The 16,486-nt window shown below is 71.2% G+C and carries 13 protein-coding genes; 3 read left to right on the top strand and 10 right to left on the bottom strand.

Features of this window, described 5'->3' with window-relative positions:
- Positions 1-145: 145 nt before the first annotated feature.
- Positions 146-592, top strand: a complete 447-nt coding sequence (locus BFF78_RS24640) for a GNAT family N-acetyltransferase (RefSeq protein ID WP_069783789.1) — start codon at positions 146-148, stop codon at positions 590-592.
- A 48-nt stretch (positions 593-640) separates the two neighbouring features.
- Here the strand turns inward: BFF78_RS24640 and galK are convergent, their stop codons facing one another.
- From galK to galT, 3 genes are read right to left on the bottom strand one after another with little or no spacing between them, the layout of a single operon-like run.
- The gene (galK, locus tag BFF78_RS24635; protein WP_069780384.1) at positions 641-1,795 is read right to left on the bottom strand and encodes a galactokinase; all 1,155 of its coding nucleotides are present in this window, start codon (positions 1,793-1,795) and stop codon (positions 641-643) included.
- The gene (galE, locus tag BFF78_RS24630) at positions 1,795-2,757 is read right to left on the bottom strand and encodes a UDP-glucose 4-epimerase GalE (RefSeq protein ID WP_069780383.1); all 963 of its coding nucleotides are present in this window, start codon (positions 2,755-2,757) and stop codon (positions 1,795-1,797) included. Before galE ends, galK begins: the two co-directional genes overlap by 1 nt.
- Complete coding sequence (gene galT, locus BFF78_RS24625; RefSeq protein ID WP_069780382.1) at positions 2,754-3,815, bottom strand: galactose-1-phosphate uridylyltransferase; 1,062 nt, start codon at positions 3,813-3,815, stop codon at positions 2,754-2,756. Before galT ends, galE begins: the two co-directional genes overlap by 4 nt.
- A 179-nt stretch (positions 3,816-3,994) precedes the next feature.
- On the opposite strand from galT, the gene BFF78_RS24620 reads away from it, so the two are divergent.
- Positions 3,995-5,686, top strand: coding sequence for a sodium:solute symporter family protein (locus BFF78_RS24620; RefSeq protein ID WP_069780381.1), 1,692 nt, complete (start codon positions 3,995-3,997; stop codon positions 5,684-5,686).
- Positions 5,687-5,707: 21 nt separating this feature from the next.
- Complete coding sequence (locus tag BFF78_RS24615; RefSeq protein ID WP_069780380.1) at positions 5,708-6,058, top strand: hypothetical protein; 351 nt, start codon at positions 5,708-5,710, stop codon at positions 6,056-6,058.
- Positions 6,059-6,160: 102 nt separating this feature from the next.
- Here BFF78_RS24615 and BFF78_RS24610 read toward each other — a convergent pair whose 3' ends face one another.
- The 7 genes from BFF78_RS24610 to BFF78_RS24580 form a co-directional block, all read right to left on the bottom strand.
- Complete coding sequence (locus BFF78_RS24610; protein WP_079161459.1) at positions 6,161-6,844, bottom strand: helix-turn-helix transcriptional regulator; 684 nt, start codon at positions 6,842-6,844, stop codon at positions 6,161-6,163.
- A 231-nt stretch (positions 6,845-7,075) separates the two neighbouring features.
- A complete protein-coding gene (locus BFF78_RS24605; RefSeq protein ID WP_069780378.1) occupies positions 7,076-8,875 on the bottom strand; it encodes an outer membrane protein assembly factor BamB family protein in 1,800 nt (599 codons plus the stop codon).
- A gap of 109 nt (positions 8,876-8,984) precedes the next feature.
- Positions 8,985-10,736 carry an outer membrane protein assembly factor BamB family protein gene (locus BFF78_RS24600; RefSeq protein WP_069780377.1) on the bottom strand — a complete coding sequence of 584 codons (1,752 nt, stop codon included), beginning with the start codon at positions 10,734-10,736 and terminating at the stop codon, positions 8,985-8,987.
- A gap of 328 nt (positions 10,737-11,064) precedes the next feature.
- Positions 11,065-12,873 (bottom strand): ABC-F family ATP-binding cassette domain-containing protein, encoded by a 1,809-nt coding sequence (locus tag BFF78_RS24595; protein WP_069780376.1) that lies wholly within the window; start codon positions 12,871-12,873, stop codon positions 11,065-11,067.
- Positions 12,874-13,032: 159 nt separating this feature from the next.
- Positions 13,033-13,947: a 4-(cytidine 5'-diphospho)-2-C-methyl-D-erythritol kinase gene (locus tag BFF78_RS24590; RefSeq protein WP_069780375.1), complete on the bottom strand. Its 915-nt coding sequence runs from the start codon at positions 13,945-13,947 to the stop codon at positions 13,033-13,035.
- Positions 13,944-14,957, bottom strand: a complete 1,014-nt coding sequence (rsmA, locus tag BFF78_RS24585; RefSeq protein WP_227025921.1) for a 16S rRNA (adenine(1518)-N(6)/adenine(1519)-N(6))-dimethyltransferase RsmA — start codon at positions 14,955-14,957, stop codon at positions 13,944-13,946. Before rsmA ends, BFF78_RS24590 begins: the two co-directional genes overlap by 4 nt.
- Before the next feature lie 80 nt (positions 14,958-15,037).
- Positions 15,038-16,471 (bottom strand): resuscitation-promoting factor, encoded by a 1,434-nt coding sequence (locus BFF78_RS24580; protein ID WP_069780374.1) that lies wholly within the window; start codon positions 16,469-16,471, stop codon positions 15,038-15,040.
- Positions 16,472-16,486 lie beyond the last annotated feature (15 nt).

Genomic DNA, 16,486 nt, shown 5'->3' with positions numbered 1-16,486 from the left:
CCCCCACCGCGGGTGCCGTACCCGCCTGTCTCGCCCCCTGATCAGCACCGGCCCCCACCGGTGCTGTTCCACAGAGTACGGATGGGAGCACGCAGCGGAAGGAGATTTACAGAACTGGCCGCCCGGCGCGTTTATCGTGTGCCGCATGTTTCGTATTGAGGCGGAAGTCGACAAAGCCCGACGTGATCTGCTCCGCTCCCGACTGCGGGACACCAACACGGCGGCCTCCCCCGTCCTGGCGGCCCTGCGCGGCACCCCCGGCGAACGCGAAGTCCCGCTCCACGTATGGGCCCTGGACCCCTCGGGCGACCTGGCGGGCGGCCTGGTCGGCCACACCTGGACGACCTGGCTGCACGTCACCTACCTGTGGGTCGACGCCCGCCACCGCGGCGCGGGCCTCGGCGCCCGGCTGCTGGCGCGGGCGGAGCGCCTCGCCCGCACCGACCGCGCCTGCACCGCCGCCCGCCTGGAGACCTGGGACTTCCAGGCCCCGCGCTTCTACGAGAAACAGGGCTACGAGGTGGTGTGCGTGATCCCGGACTATCCGCCGGGCGTCACGGAGTACACGCTGACGAAGCGGCTGGTCCCGTAGGAGTCCCGCGAGTCCCGCGCGAGCCCCCTCGGGAAGCCGTTCACCGAGTCAGCCGACCCGCCGCGCCCCCGCCGAAGGCACCGCCTCGAACACCCGCGGAGCCGTGAAGCCCGCTGCCGCGAAGGCCTCTTCGACGGCCTTCGTGAGGGTGTCGACGTCCGTGGCCTCCGTCAGGACGATCGCCGAGCCGCCGAAGCCGCCGCCGGTCATGCGGGCGCCCAGGGCACCGGCCGACAGGGCCGTGTCGACGACGAGGTCCAGCTCGGGGCAGGAGATGCGGAAGTCGTCGCGCAGGGAGACGTGGCCCTCGGTGAGGACCGGGCCGATTCGGCGGGTCTCGCCGGCCCGCAGCAGCCCGACGACCCGCTCGACCCGCTCGTCCTCCGTCACCACGTGGCGGACCAGGCGGCGTACCTCCTCCTCGTCGCCGAGCCGGGCCAGCGCCGCGTCCAGCTCGGGGTACGGGATGTCCCGCAGGGCGTCGACGCCGAGCAGGGCCGCGCCCTTCTCGCAGCCGGCCCGGCGCTTGCCGTACTCGCCGCCGCTGTGGGCGTGCTTGACCCGGGTGTCCACGACCAGCAGGCGCAGGCCCTCGGCCGCGAGGTCGAAGGGGATCTGCTGCTGGGACAGGTCACGGGTGTCCAGGAAGAGCGCATGGCCCGGCTCGCAGCAGGCCGACGCCGTCTGGTCCATGATGCCGGTCGGCGCGCCGACGTAGATGTTCTCCGCGCGCTGGCACAGACGGGCCAGTTTCCAGCCCGGGAGGCCCAGTTCGTAGAGGTGGTTGAGCGCGAGCGCGATCACCACCTCCAGGGCCGCCGAGGAGGACAGGCCCGCGCCCGTCGGGACCGTGGACGCCAGGTGGATGTCCGCGCCGGTCACGCCGTGGCCCGCCTCGCGCAGGGCCCAGGCCACGCCCGCGGGGTACGCCGTCCAGTTCTCGTCGCTCCCGGGCTCCAGGGCGTGCAGCGACAATGCGACGACGCCGCCCTCGATGTCCGCCGAGTGCAGGCGCAGCACCCCGTCGTCCCTGCGGGAGACGGCCGCGACCGTCTCGTGCGGCAGCGCGAACGGCATCACGAAGCCGTCGTTGTAGTCGGTGTGCTCGCCGATGAGGTTGACCCGGCCCGGTGCCGCCCAGACACCTTCAGGCTGCGTCCCGTACAGCTCGGCGAAGCGCTCCGCGACCTGCTGTGCCCCCACTAGTGCTCCCTTGTGATGTGCTGCGCGAACTCCCAGGCGTCCGCGACGATGCCCGCGAGGTCCGCGCGGGTCGGGTTCCAGCCCAGTTTCTCGCGGGCCGCCTGCGCCGAGGCGACCAGGACGGCCGGGTCGCCGCCCCGGCGCGGGGCCGTGATCTCGGGGATCGGGTGGCCGGTGACCTGCCGGACCGTCTCGATGACCTGGCGGACGGAGAAACCCTCGCCGTTGCCGAGGTTGCAGATCAGGTGCTCGCCCGGGGTGGCCGCCGCGAGGGCCAGGAGGTGGGCCTCGGCCAGGTCCGCCACGTGGATGTAGTCGCGGACGCAGGTGCCGTCGGGGGTGGCGTAGTCGTCGCCGAAGACCGAGATCGCCTCGCGGCGGCCCTGGGCGACCTGGAGGACCAGCGGGATGAGGTGCGACTCGGGGTCGTGGCGCTCGCCGTACGCGCCGTAGGCGCCGGCCACGTTGAAGTAGCGCAGGGAGACCGCCGCCAGGCCGTGGGCGTTCGCCTCGCTGGTGATCATGTGGTCGACGGCCAGCTTGGAGGCGCCGTAGGGGTTGGTCGGCCGCGTCGGGGCGCTCTCCACGATCGGGACCTGCTCCGGCTCGCCGTACGTCGCCGCCGTGGAGGAGAAGACGAGCGTGCGGACGTTCGCCTCGCGCATCGCGCCGAGCAGTGCCATGGAGCCGGCGACGTTGTTGTCCCAGTACTTCTCCGGCTTCACCACCGACTCGCCGACCTGCGAGGACGCGGCGAAGTGCAGCACACCGTGGTAGGAGGGGTCGAGCCACTTGGCGGCGTCGCGGATGTCGCCCTCGACGAAGGCCGCGCCCGCGGGCACGCCCTCGCGGAAGCCCGTCGAGAGGTTGTCGAGGACCGTGACCTCGTGGCCGGCCTCCAGCAGGTGCTGGGCGACCACACTGCCGACGTAACCCGCGCCACCCGTCACCAGGTACTTCATGAACTCGCTACCTCTCGCAGTCGCTCGGCCGCGCGCTCCGGCGGCACGTCGTTGATGAACACGCTCATGCCGGACTCGGAACCCGCGAGAAACTTCAGCTTGCCGGAAGTGCGGCGGATGGTGAAAAGCTCGAGGTGGAGGGCGAAGTCGCCGCGCTCCACGCCGTCGAACTCCTCCAGCGCGCCGAACGGGGCCTGGTGCCAGGCCGCGATGTACGGCGTCGGAGGCTCACCGGTGCCGAAGATCCGGTCGAAGCGCCTCAAGAGTTCCAGATAGACCTGGGGGAATTCTGTGCGCGCCGCCTCGTCCAGCGCGAGCAGGTCGGGCACCCGGCGCCTGGGGTACAGGTGGACCTCGTACGGCCAGTGCGCCGCGTACGGGACGAAGGCCGCCCAGTGTTCACCCTCAAGGACGACCCGCTCGCCGGCGAGTTCCCGCGCGAGGACGGCGTCGAACAGGTTCTCCCCGTCGGCCGCCTCCTTGTGGGCGGCGAGCGAGCGGAGCATCAGGGCGGTGCGGGGGGTGGTGAAGGGGTAGGCGTAGATCTGGCCGTGCGGGTGGCCGAGGGTCACGCCGATCTCCTCGCCCCGGTTCTCGAAACAGAAGACCTGCTCGACGGAGGGCAGATGCGACAGCTCCGAGGTGCGGTCCGTCCACGCCTCCAGCACCAGGCGCGCCTGCTCCTCGGTGAGGCCGGCGAAGGAGGCGTCGTGGTCGGAGGTGAAGCAGACGACCTCGCAGCGGCCGGAGTCACCGGCGAGGGAGGGGAACCGGTTCTCGAAGACGACGACGTCGTACGACGAGTCCGGGATCTCGCTGAGCCGCTCGCCCCGCGTCGGGCACAGGGGGCACTCGTCGGCCGGCGGATGGTACGTCCGGCCCTGCCGGTGGGAGGCGACGGCCACCGAGTCGCCGAGCAGCACATCGCGGCGGATCTCGGACGTCGTATGGGTCCGCTCCAGCGGGCGGCGGTCGACGGCGTCCCGCACGGTGTCGTCCCGAAGGTCGTAGTAGATCAGCTCACGACCGTCGGCCAGCCGTGTCGAGGTCTTCTTCAACGCCGGACTCCTCTACGTCCCGCACCCAATCACTCAACACAATCAAACATAACAGACCACAACTCGACAACCTGGGGGATCATCACAATCAAACAAAGAACACCAACAGAAGTGTTCAATTTCTGAACGCGGACACGTAGGTTCCGCTTGGATCAGTTCGCGCAACGAAGCGAGTTCTCATGCAAACCCCCACAAACAGTCCCCTCTATCTGGCGGCGGCGCTACGGCTCCCCACCAACTGGCTGGACTACACGATCCTGGCGATCTACTTCGTCGTCGTCCTCGGCATCGGCTTCGCGGCCCGCCGCTCGGTCAAGACCAGCCTCGACTTCTTCCTGTCCGGACGCTCGCTGCCCGCCTGGATCACCGGCCTCGCCTTCATCTCGGCGAACCTGGCGGCCACCGAGATCCTCGGCATGGCCGCGAACAGCGCCCAGTACGGCGCCTACACCGTGCACTGGTACTGGGTCGGCGCCATCCCGGCCATGGTCTTCCTGGGCCTGGTGATGATGCCCTTCTACTACGGCAGCAAGGTCCGCTCGGTCCCCGAGTTCCTGCTGCTGCGCTTCGACCGGGCCGCCCACCTGCTCAGTTCGATCCTGTTCGCGTTCGCCGCCATCCTGATCGCGGGCGTCAACCTCTACGCCCTCGCGATCGTCGTCGAGGCACTGCTCGGCTGGCCGCAGTGGGTCGCGATCGTCGTCGCCGGCGCGTTCGTGCTGGCGTACATCACCCTCGGCGGTCTGTCCTCGGCGATCTACAACGAGGTGCTGCAGTTCTTCGTGATCCTGGCCGCCCTCATCCCCATCACCGTCCTCGGCCTGAAGAAGGTCGGCGGCTGGGGCGGGCTGACCCACAAGCTCACCGCGACGCACGGCGCGAACTTCACCACCGCCTGGGGCGGCACCGGGATCGGGCATGTCAACCCGCTCGGCGCCAACTGGCTGACCATCGTCCTCGGCCTCGGCTTCGTGCTGTCCTTCGGGTACTGGACGACCAACTTCGCCGAGGTGCAGCGCGCCCTGTCCGCGAAGAACCTCTCCGCGGGGCAGCGGACGCCGCTGATCGCCGCCTACCCGAAGATCTTCATCGTCTTCCTGGTGATGATCCCGGGCCTGGTCGCCGCCGCGCTGGTGCCGAAGATCGGCGCCTCCGGCTCGGGTCTGCAGTACAACGACGCCATCCCGTACCTGATGCAGGAACTGCTGCCCAACGGCGTGCTCGGCATCGCCGTCACCGGTCTGCTCGCCGCGTTCATGGCCGGCATGGCGGCCAACGTGTCGTCCTTCAACACCGTGTTCACCAACGACATCTGGGCGAAGTACGTGGTGCGCGGCCGTGAGGACTCGTACTACGTCCGCTTCGGCCGCCTGATCACGGCGGTCGGCGTCCTGGCGTCGATCGGTACGGCGTTCCTGGCGTCCTCGTTCTCGAACATCATGAGCTACCTGCAGACGCTGTTCTCCTTCTTCAACGTGCCGATGTTCGTCGTGTTCATCGTCGGCATGTTCTGGCGGCGGGCGTCCGCCAAGTCCGGCTTCTGGGGCCTGCTCGCGGGCACCGTGACCGCGATGGTCAACTACTTCGTCCTCTACAAGAAGGGGATCATCTCCATCCCCTCCGACCAGGGCGCCAACTTCGTCTCCGCGATCGCAGGCTTCGTCGCCGGCGCGGTGGTGATGGTCGCGGTGTCCCTGTTCACCCGGCCGAAGCCGGCGCAGGAGCTGCAGGGGCTGGTCTACGGCACCCGCTCCCCCGGCATGGCCGAACCGCCGGCGCCCGGCGACGAGGCCTGGTACCGCCGGCCGGCCCTGCTGGGCTGGGGCGCGGTCGTCCTGGCCGCCGCCTGCTACGTCCCGTTCTCGTTCTGACGCGGGAGGATCGAGGAAACCATGAGCGACAACGCGCACCCCGACCGCCACGAGGGCTTCCACTACAGCGAGGAGGACGTCCAGCGGGAAGTCACCGAGCTGGAGGGCAAGTCCGCGACCGCAGCCCGCATCTTCGACCTGCGCCGCATCATCGGCGGCCTGTTCGTGGTGTACGGCCTCATCGTCATGATCACCGGCATCACCGACTCCCGGGCCGCCATCGACAAGGCCCAGGGCGTCAACATCAACCTCTGGACCGGGCTCGGCATGCTCCTGCTGGGCATCTTCTTCCTGGCCTGGCTGAAGCTCAGGCCTGCGGCGCCTCTGCCGCTTCCTGCCGAGGAGGTGCCGGAGGACAGGCAGGGGGAGTGAAGCGCCGTTCCCGGGTGCGGGTGCGCGGGGGCTGGTCGCGCAGTTCCCCGCGCCCCGTGCGGGGCGCTGCGGGGCCGTCGGCTGCGTAGCGCCGCCGGGCGCCTACTCCAGACCGGAACCCAGCGGCCCCGCCCGGTCCAGCAACCCCGTCCGCGCGGCCAGTGCCGCCGCCTCCAGCCGCGACCCCACCCCCAGCTTCATCAGCACCCGCTGGACATGGGTACGGGCCGTGCTCGGCGCGATCCCCATCCCCGCGGCGATCACCCGCGTATCCTCCCCGTCGGCCACCCGCACCAGCACCTCCACCTCCCGGGGCGTCAGCATCCGCAGCAGGCGCTGAGCCTCGTCGTCCGGCTGGGCCGACGGATTGAGCAGCTCCCCGAAGGCCCCCTGCAGCAACTGCGGTGCCACCGCGGCCTCCCCCGCCCGCGCCTTCATGATCGCCCGCTCGACGCCCTCGATCCGCTCGTCGTGCCGTACGTAGCCCGACGCCCCCGCCGCGAACGCCGCCGCGATCCCGCGCGGCGACGGGACCGGGCCGAGCACCAGCACCGCCACCTGCGGACGCTCCCGCTTGATCTTCACCACCGGGTCGAACACACCCGGTTCGGCCGGCGCCGCCGTACCCAGCAGACACACCTCCGGCGCCCGCGCGATCACCAGATCCGCCGCGCCCGCGGCCGGCGCCGCCGCGGCGAGCACCCGGTGCCCGCGCAGCTTGAGCGCCGACGCCAGCGCCTCAGCGAGCAGCCGATGGTCGTCGACGACCATGAGCCGCACTCCCATAGAGCAACCACCCCCCAGTCCCCCCCCCATGGATGCCCCACTATGGACGCCCACCGGTCCGCAAGGACAGAGGCCCCCCGGCACCCCGTCCTTCATGCCCCCGGAAGCTACACGCTTGTTCGACGTCGCGCTGCCCCTACTGATGAGAAGTGCCCCGGATCGATGAAATCCGGGGCACTTCTCGGCAAGTCACCCTTTCGGGCGAGAGTCGCTACGGGGTCGGCCGGGAAGTCAGCCGTTCGTGCCGTACCCGATCACCAGGTCCTCCTTGCCGTAGGACGAGCTGCCCTTGCGCTGGGCGAAGACCTGCGACATGTACAGCCGGCCGTCGCCGAAGAGGATCTCCGCGTAGTCCGGCAGCATGGCGCCCTCCACCTGCCGCACGCTCTGCGTGGCCGGGTTCTCCAGCAGCTTGGTCATCTTGAAGGACCCGCCGTCGATGCTGACGATCTGGCCGCCCTTGTTGTACGGCGGCTGGTTGTAGGCGATCAGGTTGGCGCCGTCCATGCGCAGCGGGGTCAGCAGATAGCCTTCGCCGGCCTCGGCCCGCTGGCCGGTCGGCTTGCCCGTGGTCAGGTCGAAGGCCACGATCTCGTTGGTCTTGCTGAACGCGCCGCCGTTGCCGTCGTGCTCCTCGGTCGGCAGGTACAGCTTGCCGTTGCCGGCGACGATCTGCTTGCAGCCCTCGACCGGGGTGATGGTGTCGCACTTGCCGCCGTACGTCTTGGCCGGCGCGGAGATGTGGGCGAGCAGCTTGCCGGTCTTGCTGTCGATGGAGAAGTAGTCCGAGACGCCGCTGCCGTCGTCCGCGCCGACGTTGGCGGCCACCACCAGCGGGTCGGTGGAGACGACGGTCGCGTTCTCGACACCCGAGTCCATCCGGTACTCGGAGAGCACCTTCCCGGTCTTCGGGTCGAGGGTCTGGATGCTGACCTGCCCGGTCGCGGAGTCTCCGCAGTGGCGCACCGCGACCAGCCTGGTGCCGCCGCCGTAGCCCGCGTCGTAGCAGTTGTCGCCCGGCTTCGGCAGCCACAGCGCCTTGCCCGAGTCGAGGTCGAAGGCGGCACCGCCCTCGCTGTCGCCGAGCGCGACGGTGTGCTGAGCGACCGTCACATTCTGGTAGTTGACGGGATAGTCACCGGAATTGACCGTCTTCGTCCATAGTTTTTTGCCCGCGTCGAGATCGAGCGCGGCGATCTGCGTGCACCCGGCGAAGCTCTTGCCCGTGTCGTTCTTCGGCTCGTAGACGATCGCGGTCTTGCCGTCGGACGTCGCGTCCCGGCTGGCCGCGCAGACCGGGCCGGGCAGCTTGATCGTCCACAGCTTGGTGCCCTTGGCCGGGTCGTAACCGACGATCTCGGCGACGCCGCTCTTGGCGTACACCTTGTCGGTCAGCCACGAACCCGTGGTCCTGACCGCGTCGTCCGCGGTGGGCAACGGAACCTCGAACAGCACCTTGGCCGCGGTGTCGCCCGGCACCTTCTCCTTGCCGCCACCGCCCGTGGTGCCACCGCTGCCGTCCTTGCCGCCCGAACCGCCGCTGGAGGAGGCGGTGTCGTGCTTCTTGCCGCCGTCTCCGGAGGAGCTCGCGTACCAGACGCCGCCGGCGACGATCAGCGCGATGGCGACGACCGCCGCGACGGCGATGAGCAGCGTGGTGTTGTTCCGCCCGCCGCCGCTCTGCCCCGGCTGCGGCTGCATCGGCACGGTCGGCGGCTGGCCCGGATAGCCGTAACCCGGCTGCGCGGGCTGCCCGTACGGGTTCTGCGGCTGGCCGCCGTAGGGGGCGGCGGTCGGCTGGCCGTAGGCCGGGGGCTGCTGGCCGTACGGGTTCTGCTGCGCGGCGGGGTAGCCGTAACCGGGCTGGGGCGGCTGCGGGGTGGGCGCGGGCTGCGGGTAGCCGTAGCCGGGCTGCGGCTGGGGCGGCTGCTGCGGGGGCTGGGGCGGCTGCGGGGGCTGCTGGGGGCTCGGGGGGCCGAAACCGCCCTGCTGCGGGGGCTGGTTCGGCGGCGGAGGGGGCGGCTGAGTCATGGGACGGGTACCTCGGTGAGGCTCGGGAGCCGGACGGCGGAACGGATACGGCGAAGGGGACACGGCGAGCAGGACTCGCCACGGACGCGGAGGAAGCCGGGACGGCGGCTCAGTTACCGAAGGCCATGATCAGCTTCTCCTTCGACGTGCCGTCGCCGGACAGCCGGCCGCTGGAGATGAAGAACCGCCCGTCGGCCCAGTCCACGACCGGCTCGTAGAAGCTCTCCTCGATCCCGGCCGTGCCCTGCGGGTTCTGCAGCAGCTTGGCGGGCCCGTGGGAGGAGCCGGTGACCGGGATCGACACCACCTGGCCGCCCGAGTCGTACGACGGCTTCACATACGCGACGAGCTTGCCGCCCTCGACCTTCAGCGGGTACATCGGTTCGGCGGCCGGGGACTTGACCTGCCACTCGGCCTTGCCGGTGGCGAGGCTGATGGCGACGATCTCGTTGGCGCTGTTGGTGCTGTCCGTCGGCAGGTACAGCGTGTCGGCGTCGGCCACGACGCCCTGGCAGCCCTCCAGATTCCGGTTGAGGAAGCCGCAGTTGGGCGCGAACTTCGCGTCGACCTTCACCTGGGAGCGGAACTTGCCGTCCTTGGTGAACGTGGAGATGTTCCAGACCTTCTTGTCCGGGTTGGTCAGGTACACCACGAGCGGGTCCAGGGAGTACACCTTGGTCACCTCCCAGCCCTTCTTGACCGGCTGGGTCCACTTGACCTTGCCGGTGGCCGGGTCCAGTTCCTGGATCTCCTCGTGCTCGTTGGGCTCGAACGCGGCACAGTGGGACGCCTGGATCAGCCGGCCGTCGCCGCCCGCGTAGCCGGACGGAGCGCACGACCCGCCGTTGCTCGCCTTGTCGTACAGCTTCTTGCCGCTGTCGACGTCGTACGCCGTGCCCGCCGACCCCGCGCGGCCCGCTATCAGCGTCTTGCCGCTGATGGTCAGGCTGATCTCGACCTGGATGTCGAACGCCCCCTGGCGGTCGACCGTGCCGCTCCAGCCCTTCTGGCCGGTGTTCAGGTCGATCTGCTGCATCTGGTTGCACTCGGCCTTGTCGTCGGCGCCGCTCATGTACGCCACGACGACCTTGTCGTCGTCCGACTTCTGCGGGGTGACCGCGCATATCTTCTGCGGGAAGGAGATCGGGGCCCAGGCGGGCTTGCCGTCGCCGACGCCATAGGCGAAGACCTGCTTGTACGCCGCCTTCACCACGGTCTTGCCGGTGACCCACATGCCGGGCGCGTCGGCGCCGGCGCCGGGCGCGTCCGGTGCCGACTGGTACCAGAGCACCTTCGCCTCACCGGCCTTGCGGCCCGCGTTGAGGTTCTCCGGGTCGTCACCGCCACCGCTCGACGCGCTCGGCGAGGCGGTGGCGGAGTGCTTGGGGTCGTCGCTCTGCTGCGCCACCGGCTTCTTCTTGCCGCCGCCGCTCGTGACCGCGTACACCGTGCCGCCGATGACGAGCAGCGCGGCCACCGTGGCCCCGATGATCAGCACGGTCTTCTTCTTCCCGCCGGGTGCGGTGGCGGGCGCGCCCGGGTACGGCGGCTGCTGCGGGTGCCCGAAACCGGGCTGGGGCGCCGCGCCGTACGGGCCCGGCTGCTGCGGATAGCCGTAGGGGCCGGGGGTGCCGGGTGCGCCGTACGGACCCGGCTGCTGGGGGTAGCCGTAGCCGGGCTGCGGCTGCTGCGGCGGGGCGGCGGGCGGCTGGGCGGGCGGCGGGGGCACGGGAGGTGCGGCGCCGAAACCGCCCGGGGCCGGTGGCATCTGGGGGGCGCCGAATCCGCCACCCTGGGCCGGTGGTTGGTCCTGCGGCGCTCCGAAACCACCCTGCGGCGGCTGGTTGGGCGGCTGGGTCATCAGCGTTCTTCCCCCTCGTTCACTGATTTTTAGCCACGCCCTAAGGGTCTTGACGGACCCTGGGTCGTTACTCAGACAGTTCTCAGACGGCCCTTTCTATCACCCGGTACTGACAGCACACGGGCCCGGATCCACCCCTGTTCCCAAGGGACGGCCGGCCCGTGATGACCCCGTTATGCGCCTTCACGCCCCCTTCACGCGACGCACGCAACAGAGCCGCGCGCCGGGGGCGGGCGCCGGCTCGGCGCGGAGGTGGGGTCGTGAAGTGGGGGCATACGGTGGCTGGTTCATGCCGGGGGTGTGGGCCGGGGTGGTCCCCCTGTCGCCGCTACGCGTCCTCGGCCAGCTCCAGCCAGCGCAGTTCCAGTTCCTCGCGTTCTCCGGTGAGATCGCGCAGTTGGGCGTCGAGGCCGGCGACCTTGGCGAAGTCGGTGGCGTTCTCGGCGATCTGGGCGTGCAGCTTGGACTCCTTCTCGGAGATCCTGTCCAACTGGCGCTCGATCTTCTGGAGTTCCTTCTTCGCGGCGCGCTGGTCGGCGGCGCTCTTCTCCGGTCCGGCCGGCTTGGGCAGGGCCGCTGCGGCCTGCGCGGCGACCGCCTCCTCCATGCGCTGCCGCCGCTCCAGGTACTCGTCGATACCGCGCGGCAGCATCCGCAGGGCGCCGTCGCCGAGGAGGGCGAAGACACGGTCCGTCGTACGCTCGACGAAGAACCGGTCGTGGGAGATGACGATCATCGAGCCGGGCCAGCCGTCGAGGACGTCCTCCAGCTGGGTGAGGGTCTCGATGTCGAGGTCGTTGGTGGGCTCGTCGAGGAAGAGGACGTTGGGTTCGTCCATGAGCAGGCGCAGCAGCTGCAGGCGGCGGCGTTCACCGCCGGACAGGTCCCCGACCGGCGTCCACTGCTTCTCCTTGCTGAAGCCGAACGTCTCGCACAGCTGCCCGGCGGTCATCTCGCGCCCCTTGCCGAGGTCGACGCGCTCGCGGACCTGCTGGACGGCTTCCAGGACCCGCGTGTTCGGGTTCAGCTCGGCGACCTCCTGGGAGAGGTAGGCCAGCTTGACGGTCTTGCCGACGGCGATATGGCCCCCCGCCGGCTGCTCCTCGCCCTCGGTGCGCGCGGCCTCGGCCATGGCGCGCAGCAGCGAGGTCTTGCCGGCGCCGTTCACGCCGACGAGGCCGATCCGGTCGCCGGGACCGAGCTGCCAGGTGACGTGCTTGAGCAGCACCTTCGGACCGGCCTGCACGGTGATGTCCTCGAGGTCGAAGACGGTCTTGCCCAGCCGCGAGGAGGCGAACTTCATCAGCTCGGAGCTGTCCCGGGGCGGCGGTACGTCCGCGATCAGCTCGTTGGCGGCCTCGACCCGGAAGCGCGGCTTGGAGGTGCGGGCGGGCGCGCCGCGCCGCAGCCAGGCCAGCTCCTTCCTGATCAGGTTCTGCCGCTTGGCCTCTTCGGTGGCGGCGATCCGCTCGCGCTCGGCACGCGCGAAGACGTAGTCGGAGTAGCCGCCCTCGTACTCGTAGACGTCGCCGCGCTGCACGTCCCACATGCGGGTGCAGACCTGGTCCAGGAACCACCGGTCGTGGGTCACGCACACCAGCGCCGAGCGCCGGTTCTGCAGATGGCGCGCGAGCCAGGCGATGCCCTCGACGTCCAGGTGGTTGGTGGGCTCGTCGAGGACGATCAGGTCCTGTTCCTCGATGAGCAGCTTGGCGAGCGCGATACGGCGCCGCTCGCCACCGGACAGCGGTCCGATGACCGTGTCGAGCCCCTTCGGGAAGCCCGGCAGGTCGAGCCCGCCGAACAGCCCGGTCAGCACGTCCCTGACCTTGGCGTTGCCGGCCCACTCGTGGTCGGCCATGTCGCCGATGACCTCGTGGCGGACGGTGGCGGCCGGGTCGAGCGAGTCGTGCTGCGTGAGCACGCCGAGCCGGAGCCCGCCGGAGTGCGTCACCCGACCGGTGTCGGACTCCTCCAGTTTGGCGAGCATCCGGATGAGGGTGGTCTTGCCGTCGCCGTTGCGTCCGACGACCCCGATACGGTCCCCTTCCGACACGCCGAGCGAGACGCCGTCCAGCAGGGCACGGGTGCCGTACACCTTGCTGACGTTCTCGGCATTGACCAGGTTGACGGCCATTTCACTCCTGTGCGCGGGGGCTGTATCGGCATGCGGCTCCGCCGCGGGGGTCAGCCTTCTAGCGTAGGGCCTCGCGGGGTGCGGGCGGGCTGCGAGGGAGTGGTCACTCTCCGTGGTGACCGGCCCCTCGACACCATCGGCCGGACGGCCGCGCAAGCTCTACGACCGCTGTGACGATCCTCGCAGCACCGTGGCCCCCGGCACCGGCCCCGCAGCCGTCCGCACCGACCTGCACGTGCCGGATGCCCGCAGCGCCTCCGCCGCCTTCCGCGCCGCGGCGGCGTCGCGGGCGAGGAACGCCGTCGTGGGACCGGAACCCGAGACCAGCGCGGCGAGCGCACCCGCGCCACGCCCCGCCTCCAGGGTGTCCGCCAGCTCCGGGAACAGGGACAGCGCCGCGGGCTGAAGGTCGTTGGAGACGGCCGCAGCCAGCGCGTCCGCATCCCCCTTCGCCAGCGCCTGGAGCAGATCCGCCGAAGCGACCGGCTCGGGGATCTCCCGTCCCTGCGCCAGCCGGTCGAACTCACGGAAGACCGCCGGGGTCGACAGCCCCCGCTCGGCCATCGCGAACACCCAGTGGAAGGTGCCGCCGGTCTCCAGGGCCGTCAGCTGCTCACCCCGCCCGATGCCGAGGGCCGCGCCCCCGACCAGGCTGAAGGGCACGTCACTGCCCAACTCGGCGCAGATGGCGAGGAGTTCGGCCCGGGAGGCACCGGCGTTCCACAGCGTGTTGCAGGCGAGCAGCGCGCCCGCGCCGTCCGCGCTGCCGCCCGCCATGCCGCCGGCGACCGGGATGTCCTTGGCGATGTGGATGTGGACGTTGGCTTCGATGCCCCGGCGCGCGGCGAGCGCGAGCGCGGCGCGTGCGGCGAGGTTGGTGCGGTCCAGGGGGACCTGGGCGGCGTCCGGGCCGGCGCAGGTGACGCGGAGTTCGTCGGCCGGGGTGACGGTGACCTCGTCGTACAGGCCGACGGCGAGGAAGACGTTGGCGAGGTCGTGGAACCCGTCGGGGCGCGCGGCGCCGACCGCGAGCTGGACGTTGACCTTGGCCGGGACCCGTACCGTGACGCTCACTCGCCGCTCTCCTCGTGCTCGGCGATCCGCGCGTCCTCGTGCCCGGTGCTCCGTGCGTCCTCATGCCCGGTGCTCCGTGCGTCCTCATGCCCGGTGCTCCGTGCGTCCTCGTGCTCGGCGATCCGCGCGTCCTCGTGCCCGGTGCTTCGTGCGTCCTTGTGTTCGGCGATCCGCGCGAACTCCTCCACCGTGAGCGACTCGCCGCGCGCCTGCGGCGAGACACCGGCCGCGACCAGGGCCGCCTCGGCGGCGGCGGCGGACCCGGCCCAGCCGGCCAGTGCCGCCCGCAGGGTCTTCCTGCGCTGCGCGAAGGCCGCGTCGACGACGGCGAAGACCTCGGCCTTGGAGGCCGTCGTCTTCAGCGGCTCCGCCCGCCGCACCAGCGACACCAGCCCGCTGTCGACGTTCGGCGCGGGCCAGAAGACGTTGCGGCCGATGGCACCGGCGCGCTTGACCTCGGCGTACCAGTTGGCCTTCACCGACGGCACGCCGTACACCTTCGAACCGGGTGCGGCGGCCAGCCGGTCGGCGACCTCGGACTGCACCATGACGAGGGTGCGCTCGATGCTCGGGAAGGTGTCGAGCATGTGCAGCAGCACGGGGACGGCGACGTTGTAGGGGAGGTTCGCCACCAGCGCCGTCGGCGGGGGGCCGGGCAGTTCGGCGACATGCATCGCGTCGCGGTGGACGAGCGCGAACCGGTCGGCGCGCGCCGGCATGCGCGCCCCGATGGTCGCGGGGAGGGCCGCGGCGAGTACGTCGTCGATCTCCACGGCGGTCACCCGGTCGGCGACCTCCAGCAGCGCGAGCGTGAGGGAGCCGAGACCCGGGCCGACCTCGACGACCACGTCGTCGGGGCGGACCTCGGCGGTGCGGACGATACGGCGGACCGTGTTGGCGTCGATCACGAAGTTCTGGCCGCGCTGCTTGGTGGGACGGACACCGAGCGCTGCCGCCAGCTCACGGATGTCGGCCGGGCCGAGGAGGGCGTCGGGGGTGGGGCTGCTCACGGGACAAGGGTACGGGGAGGTATCGGGCCGACGATGCCAGGTGCCGGTGCCGCGGCCGGACCGGGGGCCGCCTGCCGGCGTCAGCCGTGCAGCCTGGTCCCGCAGTGCGGCCAGGGCGTCGTCCCCTGGCGCACATACAGCTTCTTCGCGCGGAGGGTCTGTTCCTCCGCCGGGGCGTCCTGGGGGCGGCCGGTGCCGCCGAGACTGTGCCAGGTGCGGGCGTCGAACTGGTAGAGCCCGCCGTACGTGCCGGAGGGGTCGACCGCGTGCGCGCGGCCACCGGACTCGCAGGCGGCGAGGCCGTGCCAGTTCAGGTGGTCGGCGCCGTCCACGGAGGTCGGCAGCGGCTTGGTGCCCACCTTCACGACCTGTTTGCGCGGCTTGCGCACCACCTCGGAGGTCTCCCGGCGCGGCTTGTCCCGGACCCCGTTCACGATGCGCAGGAGGTAGGTGTCGCGGCGCAGTCCGGGCTGCCCGGCCTGGACGACGACCTCGGTGCCCGCGAAGAGGGTGGGGTCCTCGGCGCGCTCGACCGCGAACGGGATCTGCTCCTCGCGCACCTCCCGGCTGCCGCTGACCCGCAGCACGGTCACGGTCTGCCCGTCGCGCGGGAAGCTGTCGAGCGGGACGGACGTGGTGTCCTGGCCGCGCAGGCCGATCCCGGCCTCCTCGACGGCCGCACGGACGGTGGCCGCGTTGGTGCGGATGGTCCGGGTCCGGCCGTCGGCCATGATCGTGACGGCACGCTCGGTGCGCACGTCGAGCGCGAGCCCGGCGCGTCCGATGCTCTGGGAGGGCGAGGCGGACAGGTACGCGCCGTCCGCGCGCACCCCCAGCTCGTCCAGCGCTCCTTCCACCGTGTGCGCCGTCGTCCACACCTGGCGCCGCTGGCCGTCGAGGGTGAGCCGGACGGGGCGGCCGTAGCGTACGGCGACCGCGTCTCCGCTGGTGAGGGCCCTGCCGGGAGCGGGCGCGACCACGTCGTGCGCCCCGAGGGGCACGCCCTGCTCGGCGAGCAGCTCGTGCACGTCGTCGGCGAAGGTGTGCAGGGTGCGCGGCTTGCCGTCGACGGTCAGCTCGATCGCCTTGTCCTTGGCGACGAACGCGGTGGTGCCGCCGGCGAGGAAGGCCACGACCAGCGCCTGCGGCAGCAGGCGGCGCACGGTGGATTCCGGCCGCTCGGCGCAGCGCGCCCGGCGCCGACGCGCGGCCCGCCCGCTCGCACCGGCGAGCTCCGCGCCCTCCCACGTCCCTTCTTCGTCCAGCGGGCTCCCGAAGTCCAGCTCACCCCCCTCGCCCACCGCGCCACCGGCCTGCGCGAGGCTCCCGCCCGGCCGGGACAGCGCCGGTTCGGGGACGAAGTACGCCTGCGCCTCGTAGGCGGGCCGGTAGGTGTCCTCGTACAGCCCGTACGACAGGGTCTCCGCGGTGTGCACGGAGCTGTCGGAGCCGTAGGGCCCGTACGGGGGGTACGGGTCGTAGGTCTGAGACGTCTCGTACTGCGATTTGCTCACGCCGACACGCTCCAG

Origin of the sequence: Streptomyces fodineus (assembly GCF_001735805.1) — a bacterium.
Classification (GTDB): Bacteria; Actinomycetota; Actinomycetes; order Streptomycetales; family Streptomycetaceae; genus Streptomyces; species Streptomyces fodineus.
Note: the sequence above shows the minus strand (reverse complement) of the source record. Positions and strands in the feature narration are given on the sequence as shown.

Coding starts and splice junctions, on each gene's coding strand:
- BFF78_RS24640 (WP_069783789.1), top strand. CDS start 146: ATGTTTCGTATTGAGGCGGAAGTCGACAAAGCCCGACGTGATCTGCTC.
- galE (WP_069780383.1), bottom strand. CDS start 2,757: ATGAAGTACCTGGTGACGGGTGGCGCGGGTTACGTCGGCAGTGTGGTC.
- BFF78_RS24615 (WP_069780380.1), top strand. CDS start 5,708: ATGAGCGACAACGCGCACCCCGACCGCCACGAGGGCTTCCACTACAGC.
- BFF78_RS24605 (WP_069780378.1), bottom strand. CDS start 8,875: ATGACTCAGCCGCCCCCTCCGCCGCCGAACCAGCCCCCGCAGCAGGGC.
- BFF78_RS24600 (WP_069780377.1), bottom strand. CDS start 10,736: ATGACCCAGCCGCCCAACCAGCCGCCGCAGGGTGGTTTCGGAGCGCCG.
- BFF78_RS24610 (WP_079161459.1), bottom strand. CDS start 6,844: ATGGGAGTGCGGCTCATGGTCGTCGACGACCATCGGCTGCTCGCTGAG.
- BFF78_RS24620 (WP_069780381.1), top strand. CDS start 3,995: ATGCAAACCCCCACAAACAGTCCCCTCTATCTGGCGGCGGCGCTACGG.
- BFF78_RS24595 (WP_069780376.1), bottom strand. CDS start 12,873: ATGGCCGTCAACCTGGTCAATGCCGAGAACGTCAGCAAGGTGTACGGC.